The following is a 12291-nucleotide window of genomic DNA, read 5'->3' as shown; positions in this document are numbered from 1 at the left end:
ACCACCTCCTTCCGGGTCGTGGGCCGCTGGGCGTGCACGGCGAACGGGCCGGGGGAGCACCGATCGCGCGGAGCAGTCGTCCGGCGGCGCCTTCCGCGGCCGAGACCGGGACGGCCCCGGTCGGTGATCGGCCGCGCGTCGGAGGGCGCGCCGACAGTGGTGGGAGGACGGATCGGCGGTGAACTGTGGAACTGGTGGGGCTCCTGTGTGGCATGCCGGAAAGCCTGCCGGAGCGCGCCGATCAATGAAGGACCGAATTCGGCGCCTGTGGACGACACGCGGTTATCCACAGGGCACTTTTGAGGAACTCCAGGTCAGAGCGTTTCGTGGGTTTCTCACGGCCGGGCGTTGCGGTGGAGATGCTGAAGAAACAGCGCCGGCCTCCGGGTGAGGCGCGGCGCTGCGGGAGGGCGGGTGAGTGCTGGGCCGACGGCGGCCCAGCGGGATGGTGGCGCGTCAGTGCTGGGCCGGCGGAGGCCTGTCGCGGGAGAGCGAAGGGTCAGCGCTGGGCCGGTACCGGCTCGTCGGCGGCGGTGGGTGTGACATCGGCGGTGGCCGGGGCCGGTGATGGGGCGGCGGGGGAAGTCGGGGCCTGCTCCAGGGCGGGACGGGAGCGCAGCGACCACCAGACCGACAGGGTGCCCGTCCAGACCAGGCCGGCGCCGAGCATGTGGGCGCCGACCAGGATCACCGGGAGATGGGTGAAGTACTGGACGAAGCCGATGATGCCCTGGCCCAGGACGATCGCCAGCAGGGTGATCGCCGCGCGGTTGGCCTGACGCGGGGCCTTCACCGCGCGCAGGGCGAAGACCAGTGCGACGGTCAGCCCGATGAACAGGAACACCACGTCGGCGTGGGCCTGGGAGACCGTGGCCGGGTCGAGGCCGTTGCGTCTCGCCTTCTCGTCGCCGGCGTGCGGGCCGCTGCCCGTCACCACCACGCCCATGGCGATCACGGCCACGCTCGTCGCGGTCAGGACGGCCGCCAGGTGGCGCAGGGGGCGGGGGACCAGGTCGACCGGCTTGCCGTCGCCCTCGAAGGTGCGCTTCCACAGGAAGTAGGCCAGGGCGATCAGCGCGATCGACAGCAGGAAGTGCAGGCCGACCACCCACGGGTTGAGGTGGGTGCGAACCGTGATGCCGCCGATCACGCCCTGGCCGGGGATGCCGGCCAGGACCGCGACGCTCAGCACGATCGTCGAGCGGCGGCGGGGCTTCTCGAGCAGGGCGGCCAGCACGCACAGCACCGCCAGCAGGCCGAGCACGAACGTCAGCATGCGGTTGCCGAACTCGATGACGCCGTGGACGCCCATCTCGGCCGTCGTCGTGTAGGAGTCGTCGGTGCACTTGGGCCACGTGGGGCAGCCCAGACCGGAGCCGGTGAGACGGACCGCCGCACCGGTGACGATCAGCGCGATGTTGGCGATCAGTGACGCCAGGGCCAGAGGGCGCAGCGGTAGAAACCTCACCTCTGGGATCGTACGCAGGCGGTTGCGCGCGAAAACCGGTGCTCCCGCAACTCGGTGTGACAGATCACCGGGGGGTCGGTTTGCAGGCTCGTGACGAAATACGTAACGTTGGCGTAGTGAAAAACGAGGTGCTGCTCGGAAGCGGTGCGTCGGCGTCTGCCGTCGCCGCGGACGGGCGTACCCGTGATCGCGTCGCTCAGCTGCTGCTGGAGCGCGGTTCCGCCACCGCGGCCGAGCTGGGCGCCGAGCTGGGGCTGAGCCCCGCGGCCATCCGCAAGCACCTCGACGCGATGCTCGCCGACCGCCTCGTCGAGGTTCGCGAGGTCCGCAACAACCGTCCGCGCGGGCGGGGGCGGCCGGCCAAGACCTTCGCCCTCACCACCGCCGCGCGGGAGAACCTGAACCCGCACTTCTACGACGGCATCGCGACGGCCGCGCTGCGCTGGATCGCCGATCAGCACGGCGCCGAGGCGATCTCCGCCTTCGCCGCGACCCAGGTCGTCGCCCTCGAGGAGCGCTGCCGGGCGGCGCTGCTGGAGGCCGGTGACGATCCGATCGCCCGGGCGGAGGCGCTCGCCGAGGCGCTCACCGCGGAGGGCTACGCTGCCAACGCGACCACGATCGCGTCCGGCGGCCAGCTGTGCCAGCACTCCTGCCCGGTGGCCCACGTGGCTGCCGAGTTCCCTCAGCTGTGCGACGCCGAGACCGAGGTTATTTCCCGCCTCATCGGCACCCACGTGCAGCGCCTCGCCACCATCGCGCACGGCGACGGGGTGTGCACCACGCACATCCCGGCTCCCGCGCGGGCCACACGTGTAACCGACGCACCCACGGTTAGGACAGATAGATGACCGACCAGATCGCTACTCAGGAAGAGCACCTCGCCGCCCTCGGCAAGTACGAGTACGGCTGGGCCGACTCGGACATCGCCGGCGCCGCGGCGCAGCGTGGCCTGTCCGAGGCCGTGGTGCGCGACATCTCGTCGAAGAAGAACGAGCCGGAGTGGATGCTCAACCTCCGGCTCAAGGGCCTGCGCCTGTTCGACCGCAAGCCCATGCCGAACTGGGGCGCCGACCTCACCGGCATCGACTTCCAGAACATCAAGTACTTCGTGCGCTCGACCGAGAAGCAGGCCGCCAGCTGGGAAGAGCTGCCGGAGGACATCAAGGCGACGTACGACAAGCTGGGCATCCCCGAGGCCGAGAAGCAGCGCCTCGTGGCCGGTGTCGCCGCTCAGTACGAGTCCGAGGTCGTCTACCACGCGATCCGTGAGGACCTCGAGGAGCAGGGCGTCCTCTTCCTCGACACCGACACCGCGCTCAAGGAGCACCCGGAGCTCTTCCAGGAGTACTTCGGCACCGTGATCCCGGTCGGCGACAACAAGTTCGCCGCGCTGAACACGTCGGTGTGGTCGGGTGGCTCCTTCATCTACGTGCCGAAGGGCGTGCACGTCGACATCCCGCTGCAGGCCTACTTCCGGATCAACACCGAGAACATGGGCCAGTTCGAGCGGACGCTGATCATCGCCGACGAGGGCTCGTACGTGCACTACGTCGAGGGCTGCACGGCGCCGATCTACTCGTCCGACTCGCTGCACTCCGCGGTCGTCGAGATCGTCGTCAAGAAGAACGCCCGGGTGCGGTACACGACCATCCAGAACTGGTCGAACAACGTCTACAACCTGGTCACCAAGCGCGCCACCTGCGAAGAGGGCGCGACCATGGAGTGGGTCGACGGCAACATCGGCTCCAAGGTGACCATGAAGTACCCGGCTGTCTACATGACCGGCGCGCACGCCAAGGGCGAGGTCCTCTCCATCGCCATGGCCGGCGAGGGCCAGCACCAGGACTCCGGCGCCAAGATGGTGCACGCCGCTCCGCACACCTCCTCGACGATCATCTCCAAGTCGATCGCGCGCGGCGGTGGCCGGACCTCGTACCGCGGCCTGGTCCAGGTCCTCGAGGGCTCCTCGAGCTCCAAGAGCACCGTCAAGTGCGACGCACTCCTTGTCGACACCGTGTCCCGCTCGGACACCTACCCTTACGTCGACATCCGCGAGGACGACGTGACCATGGGGCACGAGGCGACCGTCTCCAAGGTCTCCGACGACCAGCTCTTCTACCTGATGAGCCGCGGCCTGACCGAGGACGAGGCGATGGCGATGATCGTGCGTGGCTTCATCGAGCCGATCGCCAAGGAGCTTCCGATGGAGTACGCCCTGGAGCTCAACCGCCTCATCGAGCTGCAGATGGAGGGAGCGGTCGGCTGACCGCCCCAGAGACGATTAAGGAAGACATGACTACCGAGGCCCTCGCCCCGCCGAGCACCAAGTCGCAGGTGCTGCGCTCCTTCGACGTCAACGACTTCCCGGCCGTCACCGGCCTGGAGGAGGACTGGCGTTTCACCCCGATCAAGCGTCTTGGTGACCTGATCAAGGCGACGTCACTGACCGGCGTGGCGCCCTCGGTCGAGCACGGCGACCTGCCCGTCGGCGTCGCCGTGCGCGAGGTGCCCGCGGCCGATGCCATCCTCACGCCGTTCGACCGGGTCAGCGCCCTGGCCTACGGCTCGGCCGCGCACGTCACGCAGATCGACGTCGCGACCGAGACCGAGCTGGCCGACCCGGTCGTCATCCGGATCGTCGGCAAGGGCGGGGAGGCGGCCGCGGCCCGTACGGTCGTCAAGGTCGGCGCCTTCTCCAAGCTGACCCTGATCCTGGAGCAGGTCGGCACGGCCACCCTGGCCGACAACGTCGAGGTCGTCATCGGCGACAGCGCGCAGCTGACCTTCGTGACGCTCGCCGAGTGGGACGCCGGCACCGTGCAGGCCCAGCACGTGAAGTTCCGGGTCGGCAAGGACGCCCGGGTGCAGCACGTGCAGGTGGCGCTCGGCGGCGACCTGGTCCGGCAGTTCACCAGCGTGGAATACGCGGGCCGCGGCGGCGACGCCGAGCTGTGGGGCCTGTACTTCTCCGACGCCGGCCAGCACTTCGAGCACCGTCAGCTCGTCGACCACGCCGTTCCCGACTGCCGCAGCTACGTGGGCTACCGGGGAGCGCTTCAGGGCGCGAAGGCGCAGACGGTCTGGGTCGGCGATGTGCTCATCCGCGCGGCGGCCACCGGCACCGATACGTACGAGATCAATCGGAACTTGATTTTGACCGACGGCGCCATCGCCCACTCGGTGCCGAACCTCGAGATCGAGACCGGTGAGATCGTCGGCGCCGGGCACGCCAGCGCGACCGGCCGCTTCGACGAGGAGCAGCTGTTCTACCTGATGGCCCGCGGCATCCCTGAGGGCGAGGCGCGCAAGCTCGTGGTCCGCGGCTTCTTCGCCGAGCTGATCAACAAGATTCCCAGCGAGGGACTCCGCGAGCGGCTCGGCGATGTGATCGAGTCGCGCCTGGCCGAGGCCGGAGTTTAGGAAAAGTGAGCTTCGAACTGGTCGGCTCGGCGGCCGATGTCGCCAAGGGCGAGGTGATCTCGGTGGAGCTCGACGGCACCGAGATCGCCGTCGTGCACGCCGACGACGACAACTACTACGCCGTACGGGATGAGTGCAGCCACGCCTCGGTCGCGCTCTCCGAGGGTGAGGTCGACGGGTGCACGCTCGAGTGCTGGCTGCACGGCTCGCGCTTCGACCTGCGCACCGGCGAGCCCAGCGGCCCGCCCGCCTTCGAGCCGGTGGCGACCTTCCCCGTCGAGATCCGCGACGGCGACATCTATGTATCGACTATTCCGAGCAATGGAGTAAACCCGTGAGCACCCTGGAGATCCGCGACCTGCAGGTGTCGGTCAAGCTGCCCGAGGGCGAGCTGAAGCCGATCCTGGCCGGTGTCGACCTCACCGTGAAGTCGGGCGAGACCCACGCCATCATGGGTCCGAACGGCTCGGGCAAGTCGACGCTGGCGTACTCCATCGCGGGCCACCCGAAGTACGAGATCACCGGCGGCACCGTCACCCTCGACGGCGAGAACGTGCTCGACATGACCGTCGACGAGCGGGCCCGCGCCGGCCTGTTCCTGGCCATGCAGTACCCGGTCGAGGTGCCCGGCGTCTCGGTGGCGAACTTCCTCCGTACGGCCAAGACCGCCATCGACGGCGAGGCCCCCAAGCTCCGCACCTGGGCCGGCGAGCTGCGCGGCGCCATGGAGAAGCTCCAGATGGACCCGGCGTTCGCCCAGCGCAACGTCAACGAGGGCTTCTCCGGCGGTGAGAAGAAGCGTCACGAGATCATGCAGCTCGAGCTGCTCAAGCCGAAGATGGCGATCCTCGACGAGACCGACTCGGGCCTCGACATCGACGCGCTGCGCATCGTCAGCGAGGGCGTCAACCGGGTCCGCGAGACCGGCGAGACCGGCCTGCTGCTGATCACCCACTACACCCGCATCCTGCGCTACATCAAGCCGGACTTCGTGCACGTCTTCGTCGCCGGCAAGATCGTCCAGGAGGGCGGCCCGGAGCTGGCCGAGCAGCTGGAAGCCGAGGGCTACGAGCGCTACGTCGGCACCCGCGTCTGACCTTCCGGCAAGGAGAAGAACGATGACGTTCGACGTGGCCCGGGTCCGAGCCGACTTCCCGATCCTGTCCCGTGAGATCAACGGACATCCGCTGGTCTACCTGGACAGCGCCAACACCTCGCAGAAACCTCGCCAGGTGCTCGAGGTCATGCGCGAGCACAACGAGCGGCACAACGGCAACGTGTCCCGCTCGGTGCACACGCTCGGCACCGAGGCCACGTCGGCGTACGAGGACGCCCGCGGCAAGATCGCGGCGTTCATCGGCGCCACGAACCCCGACGAGATCATCTTCACGAAGAACTCGACCGAGGCGATCAACCTGGTCGCGCACTCGCTCGGGCAGCACCTCAGCCTGAAGCCGGGCGACGAGGTGGTGATCTCCGAGATGGAGCACCACTCGAACATCGTTCCCTGGCAGCTGCTGTGTGAGCGTACGGGCGCCACGCTCCGCTGGTTCGGGGTGACCGACGACGGCCGGCTCGACGAGTCCACGTTGGACGCGCTGGTCAACGAGCGCACGAAGATCGTCTCCGTCGTGCACATGTCGAACACGCTCGGCACGATCAACGACCTGTCGCGGATCGTCGAGCGGGCCAAGCAGGTCGGCGCGCTGGTGATGCTGGACGCCTCGCAGTCGGTGCCGCATCTGCCGGTCGACGTGCGCACGCTGGGCGCCGACTTCATCGCGTTCACCGGGCACAAGATGCTCGGGCCGACCGGCATCGGCGTCCTCTGGGGGCGGTACGACCTGCTGGCCGAGATGCCGCCCTTCCTGGCCGGCGGCTCGATGATCGAGACGGTCACGATGGCCCGGACGACGTACGCGCCGCCGCCGGCCCGCTTCGAGGCCGGCACGCCGCCGATCGCCGAGGCCATCGGGCTCGGCGCGGCCGTCGACTATCTGAACGCGCTCGGCATGGAGGCTGTCCACCAGCACGAGCAGGACATCACGGCGTACGCCCTCAAGGTCCTGGCGGACGTTCCTTTCGTACGCCTCTTCGGCCCGGCCACTCCGGAAGGCCGCGGAGGCACTTTGTCCTTCGACGTCGACGGGGTGCACCCGCACGATGTCGGGCAGATCCTCGACGCGCTCGGCGTCGAGGTGCGGGTGGGTCACCACTGCGCAAAGCCGGTGTGCGCCCGGTTCGGGGTGCCGGCGATGACGCGTGCGTCGTTCTACCTCTACACGACCACGGACGAGATCGACGCCCTCGCCCGCGGCCTCGACCAGGTGCGGAAGGTGTTCGCCTGATGATGCTGGACGGGCTCTACCAGGAGATCATTCTCGATCACTACAAGCACCCGCACGGGCGCGGGCTGCGCGATCCCTTCGACGGGGAGGCGCACCACGTCAACCCGACGTGCGGGGATGAGATCACCGTGCGGGTCTCGTCCGACTTCTCGGAGATTTCGTACGACGGCCTCGGGTGCTCGATCAGCCAGGCCTCCGCGTCGGTGCTGCACGAGCTGCTCCAGGGCCGCGACGCGCACGACATCGCGGGAATTCACGAGGCGTTCGTGGAGCTGATGCAGGGGCGCGGCCAGGTCGAACCCGACGAGGACGTGCTCGGGGACGCGGTGGCCTTCGCCGGAGTGGCGAAGTTCCCGGCCCGGGTCAAATGTGCGCTGCTGCCGTGGATGGCGTTCAAGGACGCCGCGGCGCGCGCCGGTGTAGATGTGGGCGCTGCCCCGGAGGTGAAGGCATGACTGACGTAGCCAAGGCGTCTATCGCCGATATCGAAGAAGCCATGAAGGACGTCGTCGACCCCGAGCTCGGGATCAACGTGGTCGACCTCGGCCTGGTCTACGGCACGCACGTGGACGACGACAACGTGGCCACCCTCGACATGACGCTGACGTCGGCGGCCTGCCCGCTGACCGACGTGATCGAGGACCAGACCCGGACGGCGCTGACGGCCGGCCCCGGCGGCGGCATCGTCTCGGACTTCCGGATCAACTGGGTGTGGCTGCCGCCGTGGGGCCCCGACAAGATCACGGACGACGGGCGCGAGCAGTTGCGGGCGCTGGGCTTCAACGTCTGACCGTCGTACCCGCCTGGTAGAAAACCGGGTATGACTTCTTCGTACGACGATCTCCTGTCCCAGATCGACGAACGGGCGGCGGCGCTGCGCTCGGCGCTGGCCGCCGCCCCTTCCCGTGATGCCCGCGTGCCCGGGTGTCCTGATTGGGCGCTGACCGACCTGGTCGCCCATCTCGGTGCGGTTCACCGGTTCTGGGCGGGCGCGGTGAGCATGGCCGACCCGTCCCGCCCGCCGGGCGACGACGACGTCACCGACCAGCTGCCGCACGGCGATCTCGTGGAGTGGTCGGCCGTGTCGACCGAGCTGCTGCTGTCGGCGTTGCGCGGCGCCCAGCCCGACACGCCGGTGTGGGCCTGGTGGGCCGCCTCGGGCACGCCACTGACCGCGGGGGCGGTGGCGCGTCACCAGGTGCAGGAGGCGGCGGTGCACGCCTACGACGCGCAGGAGACGGTGGGCAAGCCGGAGCCGCTGCCGGCCGCGATCGCGGTCGACGGGGTGGCCGAGTTCCTGTCGGTCGGCCTGGCCTCGACGGGCGAGTGGCCGCATCGCCCGGCGCGCATCGCGTTCTCGGCCACCGACGGCCCGGTCTACACGGTCGATCTTTCCCCTTCAGGTGTACGTCTGGACCCACCGGCCGCCGGCGATCCCGTGGCCACGGTGCACGGCCCGGCGAGCGATCTGGTGCTGGCCCTGTACGGCCGCGTGCCCTTCGACACCTTGCGAGTCGACGGCGACCGAGGAGTGCTGACCGAGCTGCAGGGCTTCATCGACAACGATTGACCAGCTCAGGCCCCCGGCGCCGACCGCCGCAGCGGGGGAGTCACGGCTCCCGCCGGCCCCGGTCCGGGCACTACCGGCACGTTCCAGGTCCCTCGCCCGCCGGCCGGCGCGGGCTGAGCGGCGATCACTCGGCCGTAGGCCGATGCGGCGGCGAGCTCGGCCCTCGGCGGCGAGGCGGCCGGCACCGTCACTTCCGCGGGCGGAGGTTCGGCCGACGTGGGTGGGGCGGGGTGGAGGGCCGGAGCGGGGATGTGCAGGAAGGCGATCAGGTCGACGACGACGTGCAGGATCATCGCCGGGAGGAGGGTGCCGGACAGGACGGTGATGCCGGTGAAGGCGACAGCCAGGGCGGCGGCGCCGAAGACGCCCTGTGCGCCCTGATAGAGGTGCGTTGCCGCGAACAGGGCGACGCTCAACGCGCAGGCCGCTACCAGCGGCAGGTCGAAGAGGACCACGCCGGCGGCTATCAAGAGGCCGCGGAAGACGATCTCCTCGGCTATGCCCGCGGTGACCGCTACCGCCGTGGCCAGGCCTCGTTCTCGGGGCGTGCGCGGGAACATCGGTGCTGCCTTCTCGCGGGTCGCCACCGTGCCGCCGGCCAGGACGTGCTGCCGCAGGCGGTTGCCGCTGATGACCAGGACGGCCAGCAGGAACGCCGTCAGGGCCCAGGCCACTGCGGGGGCGAACGACGGCACGGGGCCCGCCACGCCGCCGCCCGACCAGGTCAGGCCGAGGTGGGCCCGAGTCAGGGCGGAGCTGTCGACGACCGGTAGCAGCGCCAGGACGGCCAGCGTCCAGCCGCCCAGCAGGAAGCGGCGGTAGAACCAGACCCGGCCGTCCGGTCGCGCCACGATCCGCGCCATCGCCCGGCCCGGGCGCAGCAGGTTGGTGACCACGTCGGACAGGAGCGCGAGGACCAGCGCCACGACGAGCACTTCGGCAAGCACGATCGAAGATCATGACGATGCGGTGGGTGCGGGACAACCACCGTTCGGCTCGTCTCAGCCCTGCGGCAAATGGTCCACCGAGTTGTAGTAGGCCAGCTCGAGCCGGCCGTCCACCTCCACGAAGCGGGAGAGCGACGCGTTCCGGACGCTTCCGGCCGCTCGCTCGGCGGCGAGGATCTGATCCCAGTCGAGCTTCTCGATGACGGCCCGCATCATCAGCACGACCGCGTCGTGGGCGACCACGATGACCCTTTCCCCGTCGTGGTCGCGGTTCAGGTCGTCGAGGAAGGCGCCCAGGCGTACCTCGATGTCGGCGAACGACTCGCCGTTCGGCGGGGCGTAGCGGTATTCACCCGCGTCCGTGCGCCGCTGGGCCTCGCCCGGGAAACGGTCGGCCACGGCCGCCCGGGTCATCATCTCCAGGTCGCCCAGCAGGCGGTCGACCAGCCGGTCGTCGGTGGTGGGGGCGGGCAGCCCGACCCCGGACGCCTCCGCCGCCAGCCGCCACGTCTCCCGGGCCCGCAGGTAGGGCGACGTGATGACCACCTGGGGCCGGTCCGTCTCGGGCAACTGGCCCAGCCACTCGCCCAGCGCGGCCGCCTGCTGTTTCCCGCGGTCGGTCAGAGGGACCTCGGCGTCGCGGCCGCTCACCTCCGCCTCCAGCAGGCCCTTCGCGTCGGCATCGGGGAAAGCGACATTGGCCAGGCTCTGCCCGTGCCGTACGAGGACGAGTTCGGCAACCACACCCATGATCGAACCCTACCTGGCGGAGAAACTCTCCCGGTACGTCTGCGGTGGGACCCCGACCAGGCGGCGGAAGTGCGGGCGCATGGCCACCCCGTCGGTGAATCCGCTGGCCCGGGCCACCGCGTTCATCGGCAGATCGGTCGTGGACAGCACGTGCTGGGCGCGCAGCACCCGCTGGTGCAGCAGCCATTGGAGCGGGGAACAGCCGGCCGACTCGCGGAAGCGCCGGTCGAAGCTGCGGCGGCTCAGGCTGGCCGCGGCGGCGAGGCGGTCGATGTCGAGGGTGGTGTCGTCGAGGTGCTCCAGCGCGTACCGCATGGCGGTGGTCATCGGATCGCCGTGGCCGAGGGCCGGCACCGGGCGTTCGACGAACTGGGCCTGACCGCCGGCCCGCTGCGGAGCCACGACGAGGGCGCGGGCGGTGGCGTTGGCGACCTCCGGCCCGTGTTCGCGGCGCAGCAGATGCAGGCAGGCGTCCAGGCCGGCGGCGCTGCCGGCGCTGGTGATCACCGGGCCCTCGTCGACGAAGAGCGCGTCGTGCACGACCTCGACCTTCGGGAATCCGGCCGCGAACTCGGGCAGGCACACCCAGTGGGTGGTGGCCCGCCGCCCGTCGAGCAGGCCGGCCTCGGCCAGCACGAACGCTCCCAGACACAGGCCGACCACGGTGGCGCCCTCCTCGTACGCCGAACGCAGGGTCTTCCGAACCGGCTCGCCGACTTCAGGCCCGCCGGGCCGTCGCCAGCCGGGGACGATGACCACCCCGGCCCGGTCGAGCGCGGCCAGCGGATGCGGAGCGCTCAGGGTGATGCCGCCGGTGGTGGTGAGCGGACCGGCGTGCTCGCCCGCGGTCAGCAGCTCGAATGTGGGGCCGCCGCGCGGTCCGTGGTCGATCTCGAAGACGCGCGGCGCGACCGCCACCTCGAGGATCGAGGCGCCGTCGCCGATGAGCACACCGATCGTGGCCGGATCACGCGTCATGGCTGGAACCTATCGCACGATGGCTTTCCAGCCACTGCCGTTCGCCCCGGCGGCCCGGACACACTCGACGCATGGACTTCCGCGGCTTCGGCGGCCCCACCGTGACGTTCCGGCTGGGCGGCCTCACCTTCCTGACCGACCCGACGTTCGACGACGCCGGCGACTATCCGATCGGCGACCGCGCCCTGACCAAGACCGCCCCCGCCGGCGCGGGGCCGGAGGCGGCCGGCCCGGTCGACGTCGTGCTGCTCTCCCACGACCAGCACCCGGACAACCTCGACCGGGCCGGCCGTGCGTTCGCCGCCACGGTCCCGCTGGTGCTGACCACCCCGGCCGGCGCCGAGCGACTGGGCGGCAACGCCCGCGGCCTGCAGCCGTGGGAGAGCACGACCGTGGGCGACGTCCGCATCACCGCGGTCCCGGCCCAGCACGGCCCGGACGGCACCGAGCACCTGGTCGGCCCGGTGACCGGCTTCGTCCTGGAGAGTGACGGCCCGGCCGTGTACGTCAGCGGCGACAACGCCTCACTCGACGTCGTCCGCGAGATCGCCACCCGCTTCCCGCGTGTCGGCGTGGCCGTCCTGTTCGGCGGCGCCGCCCGCACCCCGCTGGTCGGCGATCACGATCTGACGATCGGCGCCGCCGGCATGGTCGAGGCGACCCGCCTCCTGGGAGCGGCGACCGTCGTGCCCGTCCACATCGACAGCTGGGCGCACTTCACCGAGTCGATCGGCGACGTGCGCACCGCCTTCGCCGCCGCCGGCCTCGAGGACCGCCTCCGGGAGCCGGATCCGGCAAAATAGCGCG

At 70.3% G+C, this 12291-nt stretch carries 14 protein-coding genes; 10 read left to right on the top strand and 4 right to left on the bottom strand.

Translation table 11 applies throughout. From position 1 onward, the window contains the following. Positions 1-499: 499 nt before the first annotated feature. A complete protein-coding gene (locus tag ACFY36_RS38615) occupies positions 500-1468 on the bottom strand; it encodes a COX15/CtaA family protein (RefSeq protein ID WP_499750850.1) in 969 nt (322 codons plus the stop codon). 116 nt (positions 1469-1584) lie between these two features. On the opposite strand from ACFY36_RS38615, the gene ACFY36_RS38610 reads away from it, so the two are divergent. Genes ACFY36_RS38610 through ACFY36_RS38570 form a run of 9 tightly spaced genes read left to right on the top strand, consistent with a single transcriptional unit; the run spans position 1585 to position 8809 of the window. Next, the gene (locus tag ACFY36_RS38610) at positions 1585-2319 is read left to right on the top strand and encodes a helix-turn-helix transcriptional regulator (RefSeq protein WP_499750849.1); all 735 of its coding nucleotides are present in this window, start codon (positions 1585-1587) and stop codon (positions 2317-2319) included. Then, positions 2316-3737, top strand: coding sequence for a Fe-S cluster assembly protein SufB (gene sufB / locus ACFY36_RS38605; RefSeq protein WP_499750848.1), 1422 nt, complete (start codon positions 2316-2318; stop codon positions 3735-3737). Before ACFY36_RS38610 ends, sufB begins: the two co-directional genes overlap by 4 nt. Before the next feature lie 26 nt (positions 3738-3763). Next, positions 3764-4891, top strand: coding sequence for a Fe-S cluster assembly protein SufD (sufD, locus tag ACFY36_RS38600; RefSeq protein ID WP_499750847.1), 1128 nt, complete (start codon positions 3764-3766; stop codon positions 4889-4891). A 5-nt stretch (positions 4892-4896) separates the two neighbouring features. Continuing rightward, positions 4897-5229, top strand: a complete 333-nt coding sequence (locus ACFY36_RS38595; RefSeq protein ID WP_499750846.1) for a non-heme iron oxygenase ferredoxin subunit — start codon at positions 4897-4899, stop codon at positions 5227-5229. Beyond that, positions 5226-5987, top strand: a complete 762-nt coding sequence (sufC, locus tag ACFY36_RS38590; RefSeq protein ID WP_097322442.1) for a Fe-S cluster assembly ATPase SufC — start codon at positions 5226-5228, stop codon at positions 5985-5987. Before ACFY36_RS38595 ends, sufC begins: the two co-directional genes overlap by 4 nt. A gap of 22 nt (positions 5988-6009) precedes the next feature. Continuing rightward, positions 6010-7239 carry a cysteine desulfurase gene (locus ACFY36_RS38585; protein ID WP_499750845.1) on the top strand — a complete coding sequence of 410 codons (1230 nt, stop codon included), beginning with the start codon at positions 6010-6012 and terminating at the stop codon, positions 7237-7239. Further along, entirely contained in the window at positions 7239-7694 is a 456-nt protein-coding gene (sufU, locus tag ACFY36_RS38580; RefSeq protein ID WP_499750844.1) for a Fe-S cluster assembly sulfur transfer protein SufU, read from the top strand. The genes ACFY36_RS38585 and sufU overlap by 1 nt, the downstream gene beginning before the upstream one ends. Continuing rightward, positions 7607-8029, top strand: a complete 423-nt coding sequence (locus tag ACFY36_RS38575) for a metal-sulfur cluster assembly factor (protein ID WP_438865814.1) — start codon at positions 7607-7609, stop codon at positions 8027-8029. The genes sufU and ACFY36_RS38575 overlap by 88 nt, the downstream gene beginning before the upstream one ends. A gap of 30 nt (positions 8030-8059) precedes the next feature. After that, positions 8060-8809, top strand: a complete 750-nt coding sequence (locus tag ACFY36_RS38570) for a maleylpyruvate isomerase family mycothiol-dependent enzyme (RefSeq protein ID WP_499750843.1) — start codon at positions 8060-8062, stop codon at positions 8807-8809. Between the two features lie 5 nt (positions 8810-8814). Here ACFY36_RS38570 and ACFY36_RS38565 read toward each other — a convergent pair whose 3' ends face one another. Genes ACFY36_RS38565 through ACFY36_RS38555 form a run of 3 tightly spaced genes read right to left on the bottom strand, consistent with a single transcriptional unit; the run spans position 8815 to position 11484 of the window. Beyond that, positions 8815-9756, bottom strand: a complete 942-nt coding sequence (locus tag ACFY36_RS38565; protein ID WP_499750842.1) for a CPBP family intramembrane glutamic endopeptidase — start codon at positions 9754-9756, stop codon at positions 8815-8817. Positions 9757-9810: 54 nt separating this feature from the next. Continuing rightward, positions 9811-10506 (bottom strand): histidine phosphatase family protein, encoded by a 696-nt coding sequence (locus tag ACFY36_RS38560; RefSeq protein WP_499750841.1) that lies wholly within the window; start codon positions 10504-10506, stop codon positions 9811-9813. A gap of 9 nt (positions 10507-10515) precedes the next feature. Further along, positions 10516-11484: a GlxA family transcriptional regulator gene (locus ACFY36_RS38555; RefSeq protein ID WP_499750840.1), complete on the bottom strand. Its 969-nt coding sequence runs from the start codon at positions 11482-11484 to the stop codon at positions 10516-10518. A gap of 71 nt (positions 11485-11555) precedes the next feature. On the opposite strand from ACFY36_RS38555, the gene ACFY36_RS38550 reads away from it, so the two are divergent. Continuing rightward, entirely contained in the window at positions 11556-12287 is a 732-nt protein-coding gene (locus ACFY36_RS38550) for an MBL fold metallo-hydrolase (RefSeq protein WP_499750839.1), read from the top strand. The last annotated feature ends 4 nt before the right edge of the window (positions 12288-12291 follow it).

The organism is Actinoplanes sp. NPDC000266, assembly GCF_042899005.1.
Taxonomy (GTDB): Bacteria; Actinomycetota; Actinomycetes; order Mycobacteriales; family Micromonosporaceae; genus Actinoplanes.
This window is presented reverse-complemented; position numbering and strand designations above follow the sequence as displayed.

Excerpts from the sequence above, each read along its gene's own strand:
- ACFY36_RS38575 (WP_438865814.1), top strand. The coding sequence starts at position 7,607 with ATGTGCGCTGCTGCCGTGGATGGCGTTCAAGGACGCCGCGGCGCGCGC.
- ACFY36_RS38550 (WP_499750839.1), top strand. The coding sequence starts at position 11,556 with ATGGACTTCCGCGGCTTCGGCGGCCCCACCGTGACGTTCCGGCTGGGC.
- sufB (WP_499750848.1), top strand. The coding sequence starts at position 2,316 with ATGACCGACCAGATCGCTACTCAGGAAGAGCACCTCGCCGCCCTCGGC.
- ACFY36_RS38570 (WP_499750843.1), top strand. The coding sequence starts at position 8,060 with ATGACTTCTTCGTACGACGATCTCCTGTCCCAGATCGACGAACGGGCG.
- sufU (WP_499750844.1), top strand. The coding sequence starts at position 7,239 with ATGATGCTGGACGGGCTCTACCAGGAGATCATTCTCGATCACTACAAG.
- ACFY36_RS38555 (WP_499750840.1), bottom strand. The coding sequence starts at position 11,484 with ATGACGCGTGATCCGGCCACGATCGGTGTGCTCATCGGCGACGGCGCC.
- ACFY36_RS38585 (WP_499750845.1), top strand. The coding sequence starts at position 6,010 with ATGACGTTCGACGTGGCCCGGGTCCGAGCCGACTTCCCGATCCTGTCC.
- sufD (WP_499750847.1), top strand. The coding sequence starts at position 3,764 with ATGACTACCGAGGCCCTCGCCCCGCCGAGCACCAAGTCGCAGGTGCTG.
- ACFY36_RS38560 (WP_499750841.1), bottom strand. The coding sequence starts at position 10,506 with ATGGGTGTGGTTGCCGAACTCGTCCTCGTACGGCACGGGCAGAGCCTG.